17 protein-coding genes and 1 pseudogene are annotated in these 21668 nt (G+C 67.7%); 5 read left to right on the top strand and 13 right to left on the bottom strand.

Features of this window, described 5'->3' with window-relative positions; genetic code table 11:
- Positions 1 to 51: 51 nt before the first annotated feature.
- From phoU to OV287_RS35870, 13 genes are all read right to left on the bottom strand, one after another.
- A complete protein-coding gene (gene phoU / locus OV287_RS35930) occupies positions 52 to 744 on the bottom strand; it encodes a phosphate signaling complex protein PhoU (protein ID WP_267538551.1) in 693 nt (230 codons plus the stop codon).
- Positions 745 to 764: 20 nt separating this feature from the next.
- Positions 765 to 1508: a phosphate ABC transporter ATP-binding protein PstB gene (pstB, locus tag OV287_RS35925; protein ID WP_267542473.1), complete on the bottom strand. Its 744-nt coding sequence runs from the start codon at positions 1506 to 1508 to the stop codon at positions 765 to 767.
- 45 nt (positions 1509 to 1553) lie between these two features.
- Entirely contained in the window at positions 1554 to 2465 is a 912-nt protein-coding gene (gene pstA / locus OV287_RS35920; protein WP_267538550.1) for a phosphate ABC transporter permease PstA, read from the bottom strand.
- Complete coding sequence (pstC, locus tag OV287_RS35915) at positions 2462 to 3478, bottom strand: phosphate ABC transporter permease subunit PstC (RefSeq protein WP_267542472.1); 1017 nt, start codon at positions 3476 to 3478, stop codon at positions 2462 to 2464. The genes pstA and pstC overlap by 4 nt, the downstream gene beginning before the upstream one ends.
- Before the next feature lie 60 nt (positions 3479 to 3538).
- Positions 3539 to 4360: a phosphate ABC transporter substrate-binding protein gene (locus tag OV287_RS35910; RefSeq protein ID WP_267538549.1), complete on the bottom strand. Its 822-nt coding sequence runs from the start codon at positions 4358 to 4360 to the stop codon at positions 3539 to 3541.
- A gap of 43 nt (positions 4361 to 4403) precedes the next feature.
- Positions 4404 to 5621, bottom strand: a complete 1218-nt coding sequence (locus OV287_RS35905; protein WP_267538548.1) for a porin — start codon at positions 5619 to 5621, stop codon at positions 4404 to 4406.
- A gap of 111 nt (positions 5622 to 5732) precedes the next feature.
- Complete coding sequence (locus tag OV287_RS35900; protein WP_267538547.1) at positions 5733 to 6422, bottom strand: response regulator; 690 nt, start codon at positions 6420 to 6422, stop codon at positions 5733 to 5735.
- A gap of 89 nt (positions 6423 to 6511) precedes the next feature.
- On the bottom strand, positions 6512 to 7000 hold the full coding sequence (locus OV287_RS35895) for a SixA phosphatase family protein (RefSeq protein ID WP_267538546.1): 489 nt from the start codon (positions 6998 to 7000) through the stop codon (positions 6512 to 6514).
- Positions 7001 to 7054: 54 nt separating this feature from the next.
- Positions 7055 to 8017 (bottom strand): metallophosphoesterase family protein, encoded by a 963-nt coding sequence (locus OV287_RS35890; protein ID WP_267538545.1) that lies wholly within the window; start codon positions 8015 to 8017, stop codon positions 7055 to 7057.
- Positions 8018 to 8029: 12 nt separating this feature from the next.
- The gene (locus OV287_RS35885; protein ID WP_267538544.1) at positions 8030 to 9139 is read right to left on the bottom strand and encodes a sensor histidine kinase; all 1110 of its coding nucleotides are present in this window, start codon (positions 9137 to 9139) and stop codon (positions 8030 to 8032) included.
- A gap of 260 nt (positions 9140 to 9399) precedes the next feature.
- On the bottom strand, positions 9400 to 10086 hold the full coding sequence (locus tag OV287_RS35880) for a response regulator (protein WP_267538543.1): 687 nt from the start codon (positions 10084 to 10086) through the stop codon (positions 9400 to 9402).
- Positions 10087 to 10197: 111 nt separating this feature from the next.
- Positions 10198 to 10698, bottom strand: coding sequence for a hypothetical protein (locus OV287_RS35875; protein WP_267538542.1), 501 nt, complete (start codon positions 10696 to 10698; stop codon positions 10198 to 10200).
- Positions 10695 to 11603, bottom strand: coding sequence for a tetratricopeptide repeat protein (locus tag OV287_RS35870; RefSeq protein ID WP_267538541.1), 909 nt, complete (start codon positions 11601 to 11603; stop codon positions 10695 to 10697). The genes OV287_RS35875 and OV287_RS35870 overlap by 4 nt, the downstream gene beginning before the upstream one ends.
- A 156-nt stretch (positions 11604 to 11759) precedes the next feature.
- Between OV287_RS35870 and OV287_RS35865 the strand changes: the two genes are divergently transcribed.
- The 5 genes and pseudogenes from OV287_RS35865 (at position 11760) to OV287_RS35850 (ending at position 21588) form a co-directional block, all read left to right on the top strand.
- On the top strand, positions 11760 to 12338 hold the full coding sequence (locus OV287_RS35865) for a YceD family protein (protein ID WP_267538540.1): 579 nt from the start codon (positions 11760 to 11762) through the stop codon (positions 12336 to 12338).
- A gap of 184 nt (positions 12339 to 12522) precedes the next feature.
- The gene (locus OV287_RS35860) at positions 12523 to 18255 is read left to right on the top strand and encodes an ATP-binding sensor histidine kinase (protein ID WP_267538539.1); all 5733 of its coding nucleotides are present in this window, start codon (positions 12523 to 12525) and stop codon (positions 18253 to 18255) included.
- Positions 18149 to 18778 (top strand): annotated as a pseudogene (locus tag OV287_RS56530) (PAS domain-containing protein); the annotation flags it as partial. The gene OV287_RS35860 and the pseudogene OV287_RS56530, both read left to right, overlap by 107 nt.
- Before the next feature lie 21 nt (positions 18779 to 18799).
- A complete protein-coding gene (locus OV287_RS35855) occupies positions 18800 to 20869 on the top strand; it encodes a sensor histidine kinase (protein WP_267538538.1) in 2070 nt (689 codons plus the stop codon).
- 236 nt (positions 20870 to 21105) lie between these two features.
- Positions 21106 to 21588 carry a hypothetical protein gene (locus OV287_RS35850; RefSeq protein ID WP_267538537.1) on the top strand — a complete coding sequence of 161 codons (483 nt, stop codon included), beginning with the start codon at positions 21106 to 21108 and terminating at the stop codon, positions 21586 to 21588.
- Positions 21589 to 21668 lie beyond the last annotated feature (80 nt).

Below are 21668 nucleotides of genomic sequence, written 5' to 3'. Positions count from 1 at the left end.
TCGGCAGCCAGGAGAATTGGCGGTGTCAGGTGGGTGACATGACTTTTCGCGTCAAGAAGAAGTCGTCAAGTTGCGGCTGCGCGGGTGGCGGATATCGGTGCCTCGCACCATGTAGACGACCATCTCCGCGACATTGGTGGCGTGGTCGCCAATGCGCTCGAGGTGCTTGGCAATGAACATCAGCGCGGTGGCGCGGCGGATGTTCTTCGAGTCCTCCATCATGTAGCCGAGCAGCTCGTTGAAGATCTTCAGGTAGAGGACGTCCAGGTGCTCGTCCTCCTTGAGCACCGTCTCGGCCTTGGCCACGTCCGAGGACACGAAGGCATCCAGCGCCTTCTTCACCTGCTGCTGGGCCAGCTCGGCCAGCCGGGGCGTGTCCACGTAGGGCTTGAGCGGCGGGGCCTCGTTGAGGTCCTTGGCGCGCTCGGCGATGTTCACCGCCAGGTCGCCAATGCGCTCCAGGTCGGTGACGATCTTCAGCGCGGTGGTGATGAGGCGCAGATCGCTGGCGGCCGGCTGGCGCAGCGCGAGGATGCGGCGGCACGTCTCGTCGATCTCCACCTCCAGGCGGTTGACCTCCTTGTCCGCCTGGATGACCCGCTCGGCCAGCGGCGAGTCGCGATCGATGAGCGCGCGCATGCTGTCCGCGATGAGCGCCTCCACCTTGGCGCCCATGGCCAGCAGCTTCTCGCGCAAGTCCCTGAGGTCCGCCTCGAATGCCTTGTCCGTATGCGTCGACGGCATATGCCCGCTCTCCCTCGCTCCTACCCGAACTTCCCGGTGACGTAGTCCTCGGTGCGCTTCTCGCGCGGGTTGGTGAAGATCTGCTCGGTGGGCCCGCATTCCACCAGCTCTCCCATGTAGAAGAAAGCCGTTCGGTCGCTCACCCGTGCTGCCTGCTGCATGTTGTGCGTGACGATGGCGATGGTGTAGCGCTCTTTCAGCTCGTGGATGAGCTCCTCGATCTTCGCCGTGGCGATCGGATCCAGGGCGCTGGCGGGCTCGTCCATGAGGAGCACCTCGGGCTCCACGGCCAGGGCGCGCGCGATGCACAGGCGCTGCTGCTGGCCGCCGGACAGGCTCAGGGCGCTGTCGTTGAGGCGGTCCTTCACCTCGTCCCAGAGCGCCGCGCCCCGGAGGGACTTCTCCACGCGCGCGGCCAGCTCCGCTTTGTCCTTCATCCCGCCCACGCGCAGGCCGTAGGCCACGTTCTCGAACATGCTCTTGGGGAAGGGGTTGGACTTCTGGAAGACCATGCCCACGCGGCGGCGCAGGTCCACCACATCCACGTTGCGGTCATGGATGCTGGTGCCGTCCAGCAGCACGGTGCCCTGGTGGTTGGCGCCCGGGATGAGATCATTCATCCGGTTGAGCGAGCGTAGGAAGGTGGACTTGCCACAGCCGGAGGGGCCGATGAGGGCGGTGACCTGGTGCTCCGGCAGGGTGAGGCTCACCGACTTCACGGCCACCTTGGAGCCGTAGAGGAGGGAGAGCTGGCGCGCCTCCATCTTGATGCGCGCGGGGACGACGGAGGAGAGGGACATGGCGGGGGGTCAGTGGGAGCCGGATGCGCGCCGGCGGGTGCGGGCGCGGATGAGCACCGCGACGAGGTTGAGGGCGAAGGTGAGCGCGAGCAGCACCAGCACGGTGGCGTACAGCAGGGGCCGGGTGGCCTCCACGTCCGGGGACTGCGTGGCGAGCACGTAGGTGTGGTAGCCCAGGTGCATGAACTGGGAGTTCAGCGTGTTGGGCAGGTCGGGGAGGAAGTAGGCAGCGCCAGTGAAGAGGATGGGGGCCACCTCGCCCGCTCCGCGAGACACGGCCAGCACGGCGCCGGTGAGGATGCCCGGCAGCGCACCTGGCAGCACCACTCGGGCCAGCGTCTGGGACTTGGTGGCGCCCAGCGCCAGGCTCGCGGTGCGGTGGTCCATCGGCACCGCGCGCAGCGCCTCCTCGGTGGAGACGATGACCACCGGCAGCGTCAACACCGCCAGGGTGAGCGAGGCCCAGAGAATCCCCGGCTGGCCCCAGTGCAGCTCCTGGTAGCCGAGCAGCCGGTCCATGCTCCCGCCGACGAAGTGGATGAAGAAGCCCAGGCCGAAGAGGCCGAAGACGATGGAGGGGACGCCGGCCAGGTTGGCCACCGCTATCCGCACCGCGCCCGCAAGCCGCGAGCCCGGGGGGGCGTACTCGTGCATGTACACCGCCGTCAGCACGCCCACCGGCATCACCGCCAGCGTCATCAGCAAGGTGAGCGCCGCCGTGCCGTAGAGCGCGGGGAAGATGCCGCCCGCCATCATGCCGTCAGAGGGCGGCTGGGAGAGGAACGTCCAGGAGACGTGCCCGATGCCACCACGGACCACGTCGAAGAGGATGATGGCCAGCATGGCCACGATGAGCAGCGCGGCGAGGCCCGACAGGGACGTGAGCGCTGCGCCCACGGCCCGGCGCATGGTGTGCTTCACGCTCCCGCTCCCGTCAGTCGCTTGAGGACCCGCCGGGTCCAGGTAGAGGCAACCATGTTGAGGATGAAGGTGAAGAGGAAGAGCTCGACTCCGATGAAGAACAGGAGCGAGTAGTGCGGGCTGCCGACCACCACCTCGCCCATCTCCGCGGCGATGGTGGCGGACATGGAGCGCACCGAGTCCGAGAAGTTCCACGACACGATGGCCGCGTTGCCCGAGGCCATCAGGACGATCATCGTCTCGCCGATGGCGCGGCCGAAGCCCAGCACGCACGCGGCGAGGATTCCCGGGGCCGCCGCCGGTAGCACGACCTTCCAGGCCGTCTCCCAGGGTGTTGCGCCCAGCGCGAGTGAGGCCTCGCGATAGCTGCGTGGCACCGCGGTGAGCGCGTCCTCGGACACCGTGAAGATGACCGGGACGATGGCCAGCGCCAGTCCCAGGCCCGCCACCACCGCGTTGAGCCGCGTGGTGAGGCCGAAGGTGTCCTGCAGGAAGGAGGCGAGCACCATCAGCGCGAAGAAGCCCAGCACCACGGAGGGAATGCCCGCGAGCAGCTCGATGGTGGGCTTGAGCACCTCGCGCAGCCGCCGAGGCGCGAACTCCGCCGCGTACAGCGCGCCCATCACTCCCACCGGTACCGCCACCAGCATGGACACCAGCGTCGTCTTCAGCGTGCCGATGAAGAGCGGAATCATGCTCACCTTCGGTATCCCCGAGACGGGCTGCCACACGAAGGCGGGCGGGCGGTTCTGCCGCACCACCTGCGGCAGGAACATCTTGGAGAGGCTGGCCTCCTCGCGGGCCTGGGCATCCAGGAAGAGCGTCAGTGCCTCCTTCGCGATGAAGACGAGGATGAGCACCAGCGCGGCAATCCCGGTGAAGGCCATCGCGGTGATGACTCCGGCAATGACCTTCTCCCGGAGTTGTCTGCGCCGGGCGGTGGAGGAGAGCCGCGGCGCCACGGTTGCCGTTTCCACGAGACCCTGACCCTGCATGGTCACCTGTCTATCCATCATTGTCCTCGAGCCTCGTGTGACAATCGCGTGACGCGCGTGTGGCTTCGCCCTGGAGTGCTACTTCACCGGGAAGTAGCCAACCTTGGTGACGATCGCCTGGCCCTCGGGGGACAGGGCGAAGTCGATGAAGGCCTTCACCTCGCCAGCCGGCTTGTTGCGCAGGTAGAAGTAGAGGTCGCGCGAGAGCGGGTACTTGCCGCTCTTGATGTTCTCCGCGGAGGGGGCGATGGCCTCGTTGCCCTTCTTGATCTTCAGCTCCTTGATGCCCTTGGCGTAGGCGGCGCCGCCGTAGCCAATGCCGTTCTTCTCCTTGGCCACCGCGTTCACCACCGCGGCGGTGCCGGGCAGCGTCTGGGCGCTGGAGGTGTAGTCCTCCCCGTTGAGGAGGTTGTCCTTCACGAACACGTAGGTGCCCGAGGAGTTCTCGCGCGAGTAGACGACGATGGGCGCGTCCGGGCCGCCCACTTCCTTCCAGTTGGTGATGTCGCCCAGGTAGATGCCCTTGAGCTGCTCCTGGGTGAGGGCCTCCACCGGGTTGGACTCGTGGACGTAGAAGGTCACTCCGTCCTTCGCCACGGCGATCTCCTGGCCGGTGGTGTTGAAGCGGGTGCGCAGCTTCTCGCCCTCGGCGTCCTTCATGGGGCGGCTGGACATCGCGATGTCCGTGGTGCCGTTGATGAGGGAGGCCAGGCCGGTGCCCGAGCCACCGCCCGTCACCTGCAGCTTGGTGGCGGGGGTCTTCTTCATGAACTCCTCGGCCCAGCGCTGGCCGAGGATGACCATGGTGTCCGAGCCCTTGACGGTGACGGTGCCCGCGCGAGCGGCGCTCGGCAGGGCCAGCAGCAGCACCGCGGCAAGGGAAGCGATGAAGTTCTTCATGAGGACGTCTCCTTGGGATTCCAGGAAGTGGGGAAGCTGCGGGTCAGAAGCGGGCCTGCATCTGGAGCGTGAAGAGGTCGTCGTGCGGATCCTTCGCCTCCGCGACGACCGCCGTCATGGGGTGCTCATACGTGGCGGAGAGCTTCAGGTGCTCGCCGAAGTAGTGGATGGCGGTCAGCCCGATGGTGTCGGTGGCGTTGGTGCCCGCCGGCTTGGTGGGATCGTTCGCGTCCGCCAGGGTCGGAGTGCCATTGGCCGGATCGAAGTGGTCGAAGCGCACCGCCACCGCGTTGGAGATGCCGAGGTTCTGCACCACCAGCCCGTACCAGCCGCTGGCCGGACGGCCGAACTTCTCGACGCCATTGTAGAGGAAGGTCGTGCCCCGGATGTACTCGCCCTTGATGGCGGTGGCGCCCACGGGGAGGAAGTCCAGGTAGAGCTGCACGTCCGCGCCCAGGCGGCTGCGCTCGTAGGCTCGGCGGTTGGTGTCGGTGGGTCCCTTGGCAATGGTGTGGCCGAACCAGCCGGAGATGCCGCCGGAGATCCACTTCAGGTCGAATCCGGCGCGGCCAAGGACGTCCTTCTCCTTGTCGTTGTCCACGCCGATGGAGCCGGGGTTGGTGATGCCGTTGCCGTCGAAGACACCGCCGCTCACGCGGAAGACGCCGAACTTGCCGCTGTAGCGCAAGCCGCGGTCCCGCTCATCGGGAAGGAAGGCCCGGACGACACGGGTGCGCTCTGGGAACTCGCGGTCGCCGGAGGACTGCACGGACTCGTAGCCGAACGGCCACTTCAACTGGCCCAGCGTCAGCGCCTGGTCCTGTTTCGTGCCGGGAATGAAGAGCGTGGCCTCGGCATCCCGGAGCGACACGGCCGTCGGCGACGCGTCGAGCTGCAGCATGAACTGGGCGATGTCACCCGTGTAGGTGGCCTTGAGCCGGCTGCGGCGGACGGTGAAGCGGCTGAATCCGCCGGTGTTGTCCTCGCGCGTCGTCTCGTACTGGTAGCGGGCCTGCACGTAGCCGGAGAACTTGAGCTTCGTCAGGGGGGAGAGCGCACTCTTGATCTCGGCCAGCTGCTCCTCGATGGAGGAGACCTTTCCCTCGGTGCTCGTCACCCGCTCGTCGACGTCCGCATCAGCGGCGGCTTCCTGGGCCGCAGGAGGCTCCTCGGCTGCGGGGGCCTCGGGGGCGGGCGGGGTCTCCTGGGCCAGGACGGCGCCAGGGGACAGAGTGAGCAGTACGGCAAGCAGACTGCGCATAGGTTTTGGGGGCTCCGGTACTTTCCGGCCGCCGTACAACAGCGGTGGCCCCCATCTATGTGCCGTCTGTGGCTATTTAAGGGAAAGCGCGTGACAAATGGGTGACGACGCTCAGACCATTCCCGGCTCGACAATGCGGTAGCCCACGCCGCGCACTGTCTCGAGGTAGGCGCGCGCGGTGCCCAGCTTGTCGCGCAGGCGCATGACGTGCGTGTCGATGGTGCGCGTCTCCAGGTTGCTGGACAGGCCCCACACCTCTTCGAGCAGCTGCTCGCGCGACTGCACGCGGCCCACGCGCGTCATCAGGTACTCGAGCAGGCGGAACTCGAGCGCGGTGAGCGTCACTTCCTTGCCGTCCACGTAGAAGCGGTGGGCGGAGGTGTCGAGCGTGAGGGGGCCGAGCTTGACGGGCGCGGACTCGTCCTTGGCGGGGCTGCTGCGGCGGAGGATGGCCTTGAGGCGCAGGACAAGCTCTCGGACGCTGAAGGGCTTGGTGACGTAGTCATCGGCGCCCACCTCGAAGCCGCGCACGCGGTCGGCTTCCTCGCCTTTGGCGGTGAGCATGACGATGAGCACGTCACGGGTGGTAGCGGCGGCGCGCAGCTGTCGGCAGACCTCCACCCCGGACATGTCCGGCAACATCAGGTCCAGGAGGACGACGTCCGTGCGCTGCTCGCGAGTGGCCGTCAGCGCCGACTCGCCAGTGGGGGCCACGCGGGTGGAGAACCCGGCGGCGCGGAGATTGAAATCGATGAGCTCGGCGAGATCGCGCTCGTCATCAACGATGAGGACGTGGGGCATGGCGGAGGCGCACTCTGGGCCCTGGCGTTTGCACCGGGGTGACGCATTTGCGACAACTGTGTAACATCTGCCACTCGGCTTCCAGGAAATCAATCCTGGCGACGCACAAGTGCTCGGCCTGGTGCCGCCAGCCATGCGAGGGTGAAGTGTTTGCCATCAGGGTAGAGCGCGAGCGCTGTGCCTTTGCGTAATTTTCCGGGCAGATCGTCCAAATCGAGCAGGAGCGCGCCCGCGCGGGCCAGAGATGGGTTGTGGCCCACCAGCATCCACCCCGCGCCCAGCTCGCGCGCCAGGTGGAGGATGCGCTTGGGCGCGCTGTGGCGGGGAAGCAGCGCGGGATGCACCTCCACCTGGCCCAGCCCGAAGGCCTCGGCGAGGAGCTCCGCGGTCTGCACCGCGCGCACCAGGGGACTGGTGACAATGCCTGTCATGGGCGTGAGGCGCGCCAGCTTGCGCGCATGGGTGCGGAAGGCGGCGCGGCCCTCGACGGTGAGGGCACGGGCCTCGTCACCCAGAGGGTGAGCGTCCTCGGCCACCGCATGGCGGACGAGCAGCAGGGGCATCTGGTGAGGAGACATGGCGGGCCGCGTGCCTAGGCCGCTGGGGCCAGAGAGGCAAGCAACGTTCCCGCGTCAGCCGTCCAAGTCCGTGACAGTGGACAGAGGCGTTGGCTCGTCCTCGACAGCGGCAGCGTGGTGATGCTCCTCGTCGCCCGCGGCCTGCTTGAGGAGCATCGGCGGGGCGGCGGCCACCACGGGCAGCTCCAGCGGTGTAGGGGCCCTGTGGGGGATGTTGGCCCCCGGAGGCGGGCGCAGCACTGGGCCGGGCGGAGGCAGTCCCGAGTGACGGCGCGCGGCCTCCATCAGCGCCTTGTGGTGGCGGTAGCGCGCCTCGACGAGCTTGTGAATGAGCAGGGGGCCGCCGGGCACGCGGCGCGCGGTGAGGGCCTGGGTGGCCTTGCGCACCGGGTAGCGCACGCGGCGGATCTGCACGCGCCAGCCCTTGGGCGTGAAGGTGAAGACGCCGTAGGCGGGGCGCAGATCTCCGTCACGCGGGATGCCGGCGCTGGCCACGTCGGCTATCAGCAGCCGGCCCACGCGGCGGCGGTAGGGGAAATGCAGGTGGCCGAAGGCGCACGCCGCCGCGTCCAGGTTCTGGAAGTAGCGCCGGATGGTGTTCTCGTCCAACGTCGGATCCAGCGAGTCCTCGAGGTTGCGCGGGTTGGCGTGGCAGACGAACAGATCCTGCCCCTTGCGCGGCGAGTAGCGCTGGGAGAAGGGCAGGGCGCCCAGCTTCTTGAGCCAGGGATCCCCGAGCTGATCCCTCGTCCACTGGAGCAGCTCGGTCTTCCAGTGGTCGCGCTCGCGGTAGGCCCCACCCAGGTAGTGGCCGGCGAGGTAGCAGTCGGTGTTGCCCATGAGGATCGCATCACAGCGATCAAAGAGCAGCTCCACCGTCTCGCGCGGGTGCGCGCCACGCAGGGCGAGGTCCCCGGCGGCCACGATGTAGTCGGGCGCGACCCGGGCAATATCCTCGAGGACGGCCTCGCAGGCGGGGAGGTTCCCGTGAATGTCGGCGAGGATGGCGACCCGCATGGCCGCCCCATCCTAACCCGCTACCGAGGCCGAGGGCACCGCCGCTGGTAGGAAAATTGTGAAGGTAGAGCCCTCGTTTGGTTGGCTCTCGACCCGGACCTCGCCCCCCATGGCGCTCATCAGGTGCTTGACGATGGACAGGCCCAGGCCCGTCCCCCCCATGTCCCGGCTTCGGCCCTTATCCACCCGGTAGAAGCGCTCGAAGATGCGGGCCAGGTGCCTGGGCTCTATCCCCACCCCGGTGTCCCGGACGTGGACCACGCACCGCGCCTCCTCTAGAGCGCCCGTCACCACCACCCGCCCGCCCTCGGGGGTGTACTTCACCGCGTTGTCCAGCAGGTTGAGGAGCACCTGCTCCAGCCCCCGCTCGTCTCCTCGCCCCACCAGCCCCGGGGGGATGTTCAGCTCGACCGTAATCTTCTTGCCCTGGGCCTTGTGTCGGACCACCTCGGAAGCCCGGGAGGCCGCCACCGCCAGGGGCACGTCCGTCACCTTCAACTTCACTTCCCGTGACTCCAACCGGGACAGTTCGAGCAGATCCTCGACGAGCTCCGAGAGGCGCTCGGACTGGCGGTGGATGATGTCCACCATCTTGGGGGCGATGGTCGCGTCCTGGAGGGCCCCGCCCTGGAGCGTCTCGGCGTAGCCGCGGATGGCGGTGATGGGGGTGCGCAGCTCGTGGGAGACGTTGGCGACGAAGTCCTTGCGCACCTTCTCCAGGTGGCGCAGCTCGGTGACGTCGTGGAAGACGGCGGCGCTGCCGGGCAGGTCCTTGCCGAGCGGAGTCACCCGGATGGCGAGCATGCGGGGGAACAGGCCCTCCAGCGTCAGCTCGAGGCGGGTGGAGGCGCCCTCCCGGCAGGCGCGGATGACGGCCTCGTTGAGTCCGTCGTTGCGCAGGAGCGCCAGGGGGCGCTGGCCGATGATGTCCCCGGTCGTCTGCAGCATGCCGCGCAGCGCGTCATTGTGGCGCACCACCGTGCCCTCGGCGTCCGTCACCCAGATGCCCTCGGCCATGCCGTCCAGCACGGCGGTGAGGGTGCGCGACTCCTGGTTGAGGCCGGCGTTGCGCGCGGAGAGCTGCTGGTGGAGCGAGTCGATGGCGCCCTGGAGGTTGGCCACTTCCTCGAGCGGTCGCGCTCGTCCTCGCGGTTGCCGGGAGCGGAGGAGCCCTCGGCGCGGGTGCGGACCTGGCGGGCCAGGGTGAGGAGCTGCCGCTTGAGCGCGCCTCGGGCCGCCAACAGTGTCAGCAAGGAGCCGGAGAGCGTGGCGAGCGCCACGAAGAGGGCGTCCAGTCTCCAGCCCAGCAGGAGGAAGAGGACGAGCGCCGCGAGCGCGGGGGCCAGCAGGGGCAGCAGGAAGAGGCGCAGGGGCATGGGCTTCTAGCGCGACGGGGGGCTGAGCTTGTAGCCCACGCCGCGCACCGTCTCGATGATGTCACCCGCGGGACCGAGCTTCTCGCGCAGGCGCTTGATGTGCGTGTCCACCGTGCGGGTGTGGATCTCCGCCTGGATGCCCCACACGTCCGAGAGGAGCACCTCGCGCGTCTGCACGCGATCGGCGCGCTCCAGGAGGGTGCGCAGCAGGCGGAACTCCAGCGCGGTGAGGACCACCTCCTGGCCCTTCACGCTCACCTGATGGCGCGAGGTGTCGAGCTGGATGTCGCCGGCGGTGAGCTGGGCGGCGGGGCCCTCGTCGACATCGGCGCGCCGCAGCACCGCCCGGACGCGCAGCAGCAGCTCGCGCACCGAGAAGGGCTTCACCACGTAGTCATCCGCGCCCAGCTCCAGGCCCTGGACGCGATCGGACTCCTGCCCCTTGGCGCTGACGATGATGACCGGCACCTTGCGCAGCCCGGTGTCGCTCTTGAGCATGCGCAGCACTTCGCTGCCCGCCAGGTCTGGCAGCATCAAGTCCAGCAGCACGAGGTCCGGCACGTTGGCACGTGCCCGGGCCAGTCCGCTGGCACCGGTTCCCGCTACCTCCGCCTCGAATCCCGCCGCCCGCAGGTTGTACTCCACCAGTCCGGACAGGTCCTGCTCGTCTTCGATGATCAGAATGCGCGCCATCGCTCCTCCGAGCCCCCTGATTGCACTTTAGGGGTAGCAGATTGGCGATGGCGGTTGAATGACGAGCAGGTGACGCCTCTGTGACAGGGCTCGTCCGTCCGCTCGGACTGTTCAGGGAGCGAAGGTGGGGTCGCACTCCACGGCCGTCAGGGTGATGGCGGCGGCGATGAGCGGCTCATTGCGGGTGGCGCTCACGGACTCCAGGTAGTTGCAGGAGCTGCCCAGGAAGCGCGGCGGGTTGGAGCGCGAGAGCGCCTCGATGACAACGACGTAATCGCGGCCCACCGGGATGTCCACGGTCAGCTCTTGGGCTCCGCCCTGGAGCCCCGCCTCGAAGCGCAGAGCACGCGCCTTGGTGCCGTTCGGCCCCTGGATGACGAGCGCCTCCTGGGGCTTCACCTGCTGGTTGAGACAGGTGCGTTGAATGTCACCACACCGGCGCGATTGCCCCTCGGGCAACACCACCACCTGGAAGGCGCCCAGCTCATCGGCGACGGCGCGCGAGATGGTCAGCTCCAGGCCGAGGCGGTTTCCGGACGAGGAGGGCTCAGCCCCGCAGCCAGCGGCGAGGGTGGCGCCCAGCAAAACGAGGAGGGAGGGTCGCGGGCTCATGGGTTGACGCGGATGGTGATGGGAACGCGGCCCCGCTCCTCGGAGGTGGCGTAGACGACGGCGCCAGCGGTGCCCCCGATGGCTACCGCGCCCACCACTACCCAGAGCCACGGGCTCTTGTACCAGGGGCGCTCGCTCGCGGCGGACGTGGCCACCGTGCCCGGCTCGGGGGCCACCTGGAAGACGAGCGGGTTGAAGGCATCGCCCCGGCCCGCCAGTCGCCGCTGCGCCGCGTCCGCCACCTCGAAGTAGTACTCCACCTCGTAGGCCGACGCGGTGCGGGGCAGCTCATAGGCGGGGATGGTGGCGGTGAAGCGCTCTTTATTGGTCCGGTCGCGCGTGAAGTCCACCGAGCTGTACGCCTGGGCGCCCGCGCGCCGGTAGAAGAGCCGTGCCCGCGCCCCGAGCGCCATGTCCTGGATGAGGGCTTGCGCCATCACGGGCTCGCTGCCCTCGGGGTCCGGGATGGGGTCCACCTGGAGGGTGACGGGCCGAACGCGGCGGTTCTTGATGTCTTCCTTGATGCGCGCGTAGAGCGTGCGGATCTTCGGAGGCGCGGTACGGGGCAGCTCGTAGTCCGGCCGGGCCTGGAGGAGCATCTCGTAGGCCTCGCGCGCCCGCGCCTCATCCCCCAGGTACAGCGAGGTGAGCCCGAGCAGGCGGTAGAGCTCCACGAGCTGATCATCGGTGACGTCGGGGGCGTCGAGGCCGGCCTCCAGCGTCTTCACCGCCTCCTCGAACTCGCCGTTCTCTATCTGCTGCTGAGCGCGGGCGATCTCCGGGCGTGCCGGAGCCACCTGGAAGAGGAGGGGACGAGGGAAAATAGGCCGAGCAAGCGAGGCGCCGGGGGACAGCAGGCTCGCCACCACGATGCTGGCCACCACGCGATACCGCCGGACGTACATTGGTACCTACCCTAGCAGACGGCCAGGCACCCCTCTACCGCGAGGACAGTCTCGCAACGGTGAAGGGCCGGTGACATCTAAAGAGTTCGGGCGCGTTGACTGCGGGAGGGAGCCTCACCATGATGCGCGCCCCTTTTTGGATAGGAACTCGGGTAGATGCTCGTAAAGATTGAAGAAATTCGCGACGAAGGGCTCCAGGTGAAGAAGGAGATGAGCCTGGAGTTGCTCGGGGCCGCGCTGGAGGGGTCCAGCTTCCGGCCGCTCGAGCCCCTGGTTGTCTCGGCGAGCCTGCGCAAGGTGAGCGGGGGCGTGTTGCTCGAGGGCAAGTTCACCTCGCGTGTGGTGGCCGAGTGCAAGCGCTGCCTCACGGAGTCGAAGCTGGAGCTGCCGGTGTCCTTCACCCTCAACCTCGTTCCTGAGTCACTCGCCCGTGGCGGGGGCCTGCTGGACGAGGAGGAGCAAGAGGAGAAGGACAAGGGCCTGGGGGAGAGCGGTGGCTCATTCGCGTTGGATGATGCGGATGCGGAGGTGTTCGACGGGAAGGTGATCGACCTGGAGCCGATCGTCCGCGAGCAGGTGCTCTTGGCCCTGCCGATGAATGCCGTGTGCCGCGAGGACTGCAGCGGGCTGTGCATGCAGTGCGGCCAGAACCTCAACGAGAAGCAGTGCGGCTGCGACACGAAGTTCGTGGATCCGCGGCTGGCGGTGCTCAAGAACATCAAGCTCCAGAGCTAGTCCGTGCCCCGGGCGCGGGAAGGACGGAGGCCGTCACCTCGCATTGAGGGGCGGCCTCTTGTGTTTCCTCAGGTGCGCGATCGGGCAATCGATGGCTCCCTCCCCTGAGACTCCTGAAGGAGCGCCTCCCGTCCCCACGGTGATTGGACATTCATCGTGAGCTGCTTCGCCCAGGGGGGAGGTCGTGTCGCTCCAGATTCCTGGCTACAACGACTTTCTGCAAATCCACCAGGGGCGCCAGTACACCGTATTCCGCGTCCGGGAGGAGCGCACGGGCACGCCTCGGATCATCAAGGCCGTCCAACCCGGGCCGTACGCCGCTCATGCCACCGCTATGCTCCGGCACGAGCACGAGATGCTCAGTGGGCTGGAGGTTCCAGGAGTGGTGAGGCCCCTCTCGCTAGAGGAGGTGGCCGGAATCCTGGCGCTCGTCCTGGAGGACGCCGGCCCGGTGGACCTCGAGCAGCACCTGGGACAGAAGCCGCTGGAGACGGGGCTCTTCCTGGAGCTGGCCATCCAGGTGACGGGCATCGTGCTGGAGCTTCACCAGCGCAACGTCATCCACCGGGACATCAACCCGTCCAACCTGGTGGTGCGGCCCGACAGCCGGCAGGTGACGCTGATCGACTTCTGCACGGCGACGAAGGCGACGGGACTGGTGGGAGCGTCGGAGGGGACGCTGGCGTACATAGCGCCGGAGCAGACGGGGAGGATGAACCGGCTGGTGGACCACCGGGCGGACCTGTACGCCCTGGGGGCGACGCTCTACGAGATGCTCACGGGTGTCCCCCCCTTCGTCTCGGCGGACCCGGTCGAGCTCATCCACGCCCACCTGGCCAGGTCGCCCGTTCCTCCGGAGCAGCTCAACCCCTCCATTGCCAAGGTGCTCTCCGACATCGTCCTCAAGCTGCTAGCGAAGATGCCCGAGGAGCGCTACCAGAGCGCCGAGGCCCTCGAGTTGGATTTGAGAGCAGCCTGGCGCAGTTGGAAGGAGAGGGGTGTCATCGCTCCCTTCGCGCTCGCCTGGCATGACCGGGCGCGCGAGCTCGTCATCTCCGACAAGCTCTACGGGCTCAAGCATGAACTGGCCGAGCTGTGCTGTGCCTTGAAGCGCGTGAATACCGGTCCCAGTGAGGTCGTGCTCATCACGGGAGATGCAGGCTCCGGTAAATCCTCGCTCGTCCACGAGCTGCGCAGGCGGCTGGAGGGCAGGGCGCGGTTTCTCTTCGGCAAGTTCGATCCACTCCACGGTCACGTGCCTCATGCCCCTCTGGTGGAGGCGCTGGGTGGACTCGTCCGCGGACTGCTCCAGGAGCCACCCGATGCGCTCCTCCCCTGGCGCCAGCGCCTGAGGGAGGCGCTCGGTAGTCATGCCGGCATCATGAGCCGTTTCATTCCGGAGCTGGCGCGTCTCCTCGGAGAGCCGCCCCGCCCGGAGCCGCTGGGGGGCACCGTGATGGAGGGCCGTTTCCAGCTCGCCTTCCAGGCCTTCCTCCAGGTCTTCGCCACCCGCGATTGTCCTCTCGTCCTCTTCATGGATGACCTGCAGTGGGCGGACACGGGCTCACTCCAACTGCTCCAGAGCCTGGCCACGGCACCGGACCTCCACCATGTGCTGCTCCTCGGTGCCTATCGTTCCAAGGAGGTGGGACCGGATCATCGTCTGCTCCAGACGCTTGGAGTGATGCACGCAGCGGGCGCGGCCCTCCGCACCCTGGAGGTGCCCCCACTGGACCGCCACGCGCTCATCCGGCTCTGTCGCGACACCCTGCACACGACTCCCCATCAAGTCGAGCCGCTGGCGGAGCTTCTATTACGCAAGACGGCGGGCAATCCCTTCTTCATCAAGAGGCTGCTGCGCTACCTGCACCAGTGCGGGCTCCTGGTCTTCGACGCCGAGCAGGAGAGGTGGAGCTGGGACCTGGAGCGCATCGCGCAGGTGGAGGTCACCGAGAACGTCATCGAGTTGATGCTGCCAGCCATCCGCCGGCTCCCGGAGCTCACCCAGCGGCTGCTCGAGATGGCCTCGTGCTTCCGGGGCCGGGTGGACCTGTGGCTGCTGTCGGCCGTGGCGGGGAGGTCCGTCGAGGACGCGGCCGGAGCACTCTGGAGTGCAATCCAGGAAGGGCTGCTCGTGCCAGCCAGCCAGGGCCCCCGCTTCGCGAGTGGGGAGCGTCAGGTGTCGGAGAGCCCCGCGGCGCAAACAGCCACCTACTGCTTCGTGCACGACCGCATCCGGCAGGAGGTGTACTCGCTACTCCCCGAGGATGAGAGACGCCGCATCCACCGGGAGGTAGGGCACAGGCTGCTGGAGGGAGTCTCCGAGCAGGAGCTCGACGAGCGGATATTCGAGGTGGTGGACCACTTCGACATGGGCCTGGAGTCGAGCCGGGGCTTGGGGTTCGCCGAGCGCCTCCGGCTCGCCGAGCTGTACTACCGGGCCGGAAGCAGAGCCGTGGCGACCTCGGCGTTCAACTCCGCGCTCGTCTACTTGCGGCATGGCCTGGAGCTGCTCCCGTGGGAGGCCTGGCGGTCACACCATGAGTTGGCGCTTCTGCTGCACCGGCAGGCGGCGGAGTGTGCACACCTCACCGGGGCTCATGCCCTCGCCGAGGCGCTCATCCAGGACGCATTGCCCCACGTCACCTTGGACCTCGAGAAGGTGGACCTCTACGAGATCCACGTCATCGCCTACATCATCTCCCGGAACTACCAGGGGGCGATCCAGTGGGGGAGGGAAGGGCTGCGGTTGATGGGGCAGGAGCTGCCAGCGCGCGAGCTCGAGCGGGCGGTCGCGGCCGAGTCCGCCGCGGTGGACGGGTTGCTGGCGGGCCACACCCGGGAGGAGCTCCTGGCGGCCCCTTCGATGCAGGACCCGCGGCTCCTTGCCCTCATGCGTTTCATGTCGAGCGTCGTCATGGCCGCCTGGTTCTCTGACCAGCTCCTGCTGTTCTCCTACTTCCAGGTACGGATGCTCCACTTCTCATTGGAGCACGGCCACAGCCCCTACTCCGCGCACGCCTACGCGTCCTACGCGATGATTCTCGGGGTAGCGACGGGCGACTACGACACCGCCATGAAGCTCGGCGAGACCGGAGTAGAGCTGAGCCGGCGCTACGCCGATCCGAGACAGGAGTGCCGGTGCCTGCTCATGTTTGCTGCCGGCGTGAACCACTGGCGGGCGCCGTACCGGACCAGCATTCCGCTGTCCCGCCGAGCCATCACCGCCGGGCTGGAGGGCAATGAGTTCCTGTTCGCCGGCTATGCCGCCACGAACCTGGCGGTCCTCCTGTACAGCATGGGCACCGAGCTCTCTCGCGCACATGCCGAATGCGAGGCCAGCCTGGTGCTCCTCCAGAAGCTGGGTCACCGGGACATGAAGGGCCTCCTCCTCGCATACCGCCAGGCCATCCGGTGCCTCCAGGAACGGACCCACCAGCGGGCTCGCTACGACGATGATGCGTTCTCCGAGAAGGAGTACGTCGACTCCATCCGCGAGAGCCCCCTGGTTCTCTGCGAATACCAGGCGTTGCGCGTCCAGACGTCCTACCTGCTGGGCGACCTCGCTGATGCTCTGGAGATGTCTCGCGCCGCGGGCACGAACGTCCACTTCATGCGGCCCTTCGTCAACGGGATCGACTACGTCTTCTACACCGCGCTGACGCTCGCGGCGTACCAACCCGCGGCCCCCTCCTCTGAAAAGGACTCGCTGCTGGCGCAACTCGAAGCGCACCTGCACAGCCTCGACACCTGGGCTCGGGGTTGTCCCGAGAACTTCCGTCAGAAGCACCAGTTGGTCGCCGCCGAGCTCGCGCAACTCGAGGGCCGCCAGAGCGAGGCCATGCGTCTGTACGATGCAGCCATCGGCTCCGCTCACCAGAACGAGTTCCCCCAGGACGAGGCCCTCGCCAACGATCTGGCGGGCCGGTACTACCACTCCCTCGGCCATCACCGCATCGCCGCCCTCTACCTGCGCGCCGCGGTGAAGGGGTTTGCTCGTTGGGGCGCCAAGGCCAAGGCGTCCATCCTCGTGGAGGAGTTCCCGGAGCTCACCCTGGGAGAGGCTCTGCCCTGGAAGACGCCCACCACGCGTGACGATGAGGAATCGCGCGGGGCCAGGCTCGACCTGCTCAGCATCCTCAAAGCCGCGGAGACCCTCTCCGGAGAAGTGGTGCTCGACAGACTCCTGGAGAAGCTCATGACGGTGTGTCTGGAGGTCGCTGGGGCTCAGTGCGGCGCCCTTCTCCTTCACGAGGAGGGCTCGCTCTACGTTCGTGCCCGCGGTTCCACCTCAGAACCCGTCACCCTCGAGCGTGCGCCCTTCCACTCCTCCTCGTACGTCCCCCCCACCATGGTGGCGCACGCCTACGAGTCTGGAGACGCCGTCATCCTCGCCGATGCCCGTCGGAGCTCCTTCTCCTCCGACCCCTACGTCGTCTCCCACGCCCTCAAGTCCGCGCTCGCTGTTCCCATCCGCCGCCAGGCCTCGTGCTCCGGGGTGCTCTATCTGGAGAACAACCTCGCCACCCGTGCCTTCGCGCCCGACCGCGTGAGGGTGCTCCAACTGCTCTCCTCACAGATGGCCATCTCGCTGGAGAACAGCCTGCTGTTCGGCAAGCTCCACGTGGAGATTGAGGAGCGCCGCCGGGCCGAGCGCGCCGTGCGTTTCCTGGCCGAGTCCTCCGTGGTGCTGGCCGAGTCCCTCCTCTACGAGACGACCCTGACCCGGGTTGCTCGCCTCGCGGTTCCCTTTCTCGCAGACTGCTGCATGGTCCTCGTGCTGGAGCGGCCCCATACGCTCCACTGCGTTGCTGTTGCCTGCGCCAGCCCCGCCAAGGAGGCCCTCCTACGCGAGTCTCAGCGGAGACATCCTCCCCAATGGGACTCAGGACTGCCGGGGGTGGTGGCCGTACGCACAGGCGAGCCGCAGGTCATCCCCGAGGTGTCCGACGAGCTCCTTCGGGTCTTCAGCCAGGATGAGCATTACCTCGAGGTGATGCGTTCCTTCGACATCCGGTCCGTCATGGCTGTGCCTCTCATTGCTCAGGACAAGAGCATTGGTTCCATTAGCCTCTTCTGCGTGACCCCCAAGTGCCGGTACGGCCCCGCGGACCTCGCCCTTGCCCAGGAACTCGCACGCCGCGCCGCCATCTCCATCGACAATGCCCGGCTGTATCGCGAAGCCCAGGAGGCCATCCGCCTGCGCGACGAGTTCCTCTCCATCGCCTCCCACGAGCTGTACACCCCCATCACCTCACTCAAGCTGTCCATGCAGGGCCTGGAGCGCGCCAGTTCCTCCGCTCGCCCCGATGTCATCTCCCGCGCCTTCCAGAACGCCCGGCTCCAGATACGCCGCCTCACTCGCCTTATCGATGAGCTGCTTTCTGTCTCCCGCCTCCAGGCGGGGCAGGTCCATCTGCAACTCGAGGATGTCGATCTCGTTGCCATCACCCGCGACGTCGTCGAGCACTTCCGTGAAGAGTCCGTCCGCTCCGGCTCATCCGTCCTCATCCGGGCCGACACCCCCGTCATGGGCCGCTGGGACAGGGGGCGCCTGGAGCAGGTCATCACCAACCTTCTGGCGAACGCCATCAAGTTCGGCAACCACAAGCCTGTCGAGCTCTCCATCACCGCCGACAATGGAATCGCGCGCCTCTCCGTGCAGGACCACGGCATCGGCATTGCGCCGGACAGGCTTCCCCATGTCTTCGAGCGCTTCGTGCGTGCTGTCTCTGTGCGTGAGTACGGCGGGCTGGGCCTCGGTCTCTACATCGCTCACGAGATTGTCTCTGCGCTGGGTGGCGCCATCCATGTCGATAGCACGCCAGGAGTCGGCACCTGTTTCACCGTCCTGCTGCCGCGCTTCGAGCCCCCCATCTCCGGAGTCAGTATTCATCAGGCTGCCGGACACGCGTGACGGTTCGAGCGGCGAGGTAGCACTCATCTTGGATTGCGCATGGCCCTTCTGCGACCCGTCAGCCGGGAGGCGTCAGAGTAGGACTCCCCCGTCCGTTCTAGCTGGAACCCACTTGGGGCTCGTCTGGCAGTTGGGTGGAGATGTGCCGGAGGATTCCCACCTTCACGAGGTGGCGCATTCATCTCCGGAGATGGAATGGGGGCTTCCGCTTCTCGAGCCCCAGCTGCCTTCCCCAGTCTGCTGGAAGGCGGATGTGGAGAGTCTGCGACTCCTCTCCGTTGAGCCTGCCATCCGTTCGCTCCCATGGCAGCCCTCGGAGGAGCGTGCCAGCCCCCGCCCCGTCTTCCTGATGGAGCTCATACATCCCGCAGACTGGGCGCGTACGCTGGAGGTGCTGCGCGCGGTGGCGGCGGATGGTCGGGCGCGGCGCTGCGTCCACCGTCCCGTTGCGGCGAATGGGGGCTCGCGGTGGTGCGTTACGTCCATTCGAGGGATTCGCGATGGAGCGGGGCAGATCCAGGAGCTGGCGGGAGTCACACAGCCCGTGAGAAGCCTCCTGTTCACCAGAGAAGAGCTTCTGCGGCACGAGGCCGTCCTGCGGCGGATGCTTGCTCAGGCACCCGTCTTCGTGTTCCTCACTGACCGGGAATTGCGTTTCCTCGCCACCGCCGGCTCGGAGCTGGCCGCGCCGGGCCTGGAGCTGGAGGGAAAGTCGCTGCTCGACGTCCTCGGCGCGGGTGAGGAGCCCTCTTCCGTGCTCGCCGCCCACTACCGTGCCCTCAGTGGAGAACCCGCGCGCTACGACACCGAGTGGTCCCATCGCACCTTCGAGGTCCGTGTCGAGCCGGCTTTCGACGAGGAAGGGGCCAGCTCGGGAACGATTGGCATTGCATTCGACGTGACCGGCCAGCGGCAGGAGGAGGAAGAGCTGCGGACGAGCGCAGAGCGCCTGCGCACGCTCCTGGAGACGACGTCAGATGCCATCTACCTGAAGGACGCCGATGGGCGCTGGCTCGAGGCGAACGATGCCGGGCTCCAGCTCTTCCACTTGTCGCGAGCCGGATATCAGGGGCTGACGGACGTCGAGCTTGCCAGTCTCAGCGACTTCTTCCGGGAGGCATTACTCGCCTGCTACTCCAGTGATCAACGGACCTGGGCAGCGGGACAGGTCACGCGCCAGGAGGAGGCCATTCCCCAACCGGGTGCAAGCCCCCGCGTCGTGGAGGTCACCAAGGTTCCCCTGTACCACCCCAATGGGCAGCGCAAGGGGCTCGTCGTTCTCGGGCGTGACATCACCCTCCGCCGCATGGCCGAGCAGGAGCGGGATCGGCTGCTGCTCCAGGAGAAGGAGGCCCGCGCCGCGGCGGAGGTGGCGCGGCGTCGCTCCGAGTTTCTCTCCTCGGCGAGCCGCGTGCTGGCCGATTCGCTGGACTACGATGCCACGCTCGCGACGGTGGCCCGGTTGGGCTTGCCCTTCCTCGGCGAGTGGTGCGCGGTGGATCTGACGGGAGAGGATCCGCGCGTCGCCCGGGCCGCCATGGCCCACGCCGACCCCTCAAAGGAGCCAGGTGCGAAACGCCTGGAGGCGTGTGTGCCGGACCTGGAGGCGCCGGGTGGCATCGCGGAGGTCATTCGCAGCCGGCGTCCGCTCGTGCTCACCGCGTTGGCCGGAGAGGAGGGGATTCTGGCCTTGTGCGACCATGGGCGCGCGCACCTGGACGTCGTGCGGGAGTTGGGGTTGCGCTCGGGGCTCTCCGTGCCCCTGGTGGCCCGCGGCAGGACCATGGGAGCGCTCACCTTTGCCTCGGTGCATCCGGACCGCTACCAGGACGAGGACGTGCGGCTGGCCGAGGATCTCGCCTGGCGCGCGGCGCTCGCACTGGACAACGCCCGGCTCTACCGGGAGTCCCAGGAGGCCATCCAGGCCCGCGACGAGTTCCTCTCCATTGCCTCACACGAGCTGCGCACGCCCATCACCGCACTGCGCCTCGGCATCCAGCGCCTGTTCCGACTCGCCCGCGGTGGCGCGGAGCCCCCCTGGAAGACCGTGGCAACGTCCCTGGAAGGGATTGAGCGGCAGGGCAGGCGCCTGACCCTGTTGATCAACAGCCTCATGGACGTCTCGCGGCTGCAGTCCCATCACATCCAGCTCGATCTGGAGGAGGTGGATCTCTCGGAGGTGGTCCGCGACGTGGTGGCCCAGCTCGGAGGCGTGCTGGCGCGCACACACACGCCTCTCGTTCTGCGAGCCGACGCCCCCGTGGTGGGTCGGTGGGACCGCTCTCGGCTCGAGCAGGTGGTGACGAACCTGCTCGACAATGCCATCAAGTACGGCGCGCGGGCGCCCATCGAGGTGACGGTGGCCCTCGAGGATGGGACGGCTGTGCTCACCCTGGGCGATCGGGGTATTGGTATCTCCCCCGATCGCCTGCCCTTCATCTTCGGACGGTTCGAGCGGGCGGTGTCCTCACGGCATTACGGGGGACTCGGCCTGGGGCTCTACATCGTGCGGCAGATCGTCGAGCTGCATGGTGGCACCATCCATGTGGAGAGCATCCCCGGGCAGGGCTCGACTTTCACCGTCCGCCTGCCCCTCTCCTTCAGTCCAGGGTGAGCGTTGCCTGAGTGCCGCGCTCAGGGCACTTGCTCGACCAGCCAAGGCATTCCTCCGCTTGCTCGACTAGCACTCAGGCGGTGCGCCACGCCGACGCACTGGCTGTATGCAACACAAGACAACACCTTCCTCGGACCGGAGGACGGGTGCTGTCCAGTCGAGCAGGCACCACCTTGGGGCTGTCAGACGCACTCTGACTCCGCCCACCCCCGGGCGGCACCTTGGTGGCCACACCCATGCGCCTTCTCTCCGCCCTCATCCCGTCCGTGTGTTTCCTCGTGTCCGCCTGCGGCGGCCGTGAAGAGGAGGATGACGCGTTGCTCGAGGCCCGTCAGCGGCTGCTCGGCACCTACGACGTCACGGGAACCCTCACCATCATCACGAATGGCGTCTCGAGCTCCCAACCGGCGAGCGAAACCCTCGTGCTTCAATCCGGCACCGAGCGGGAGGCCCTGACCCTGGAGCTCTCGGTCCTCGGCTGCACCCTGCGAGGGAAGATGCTCGGCGAGCGCGCCTTCACCCTCCAGAGCAGGACCTGCGCGCTGCCTCCCGACGACGCCTGTACCTCTACGCTGGGCATCGCCAATGGGAGCGGAAGCCTGACGGGGGACGGCCTCGCGGTCTCCCTCGAGGCCCAACGCATCACGCAATGTGGCGGACCGACCACCTCGCGGCCCATCACCCTGACGCTGTCCGGCCCGCGGCGAGGGCGGAACTAGCGGACGCAGTGCCCCAGCTCGCTACGGGGCACGCGGTGCGTTGGCTCTGGAGCGGTTGTCACGAGCGGAGGACGGCCGCA

This window comes from Archangium lansingense (assembly GCF_026626635.1).
Lineage (GTDB): Bacteria > Myxococcota > Myxococcia > Myxococcales > Myxococcaceae > Archangium > Archangium lansingense.
Note: the sequence above shows the minus strand (reverse complement) of the source record. Positions and strands in the feature narration are given on the sequence as shown.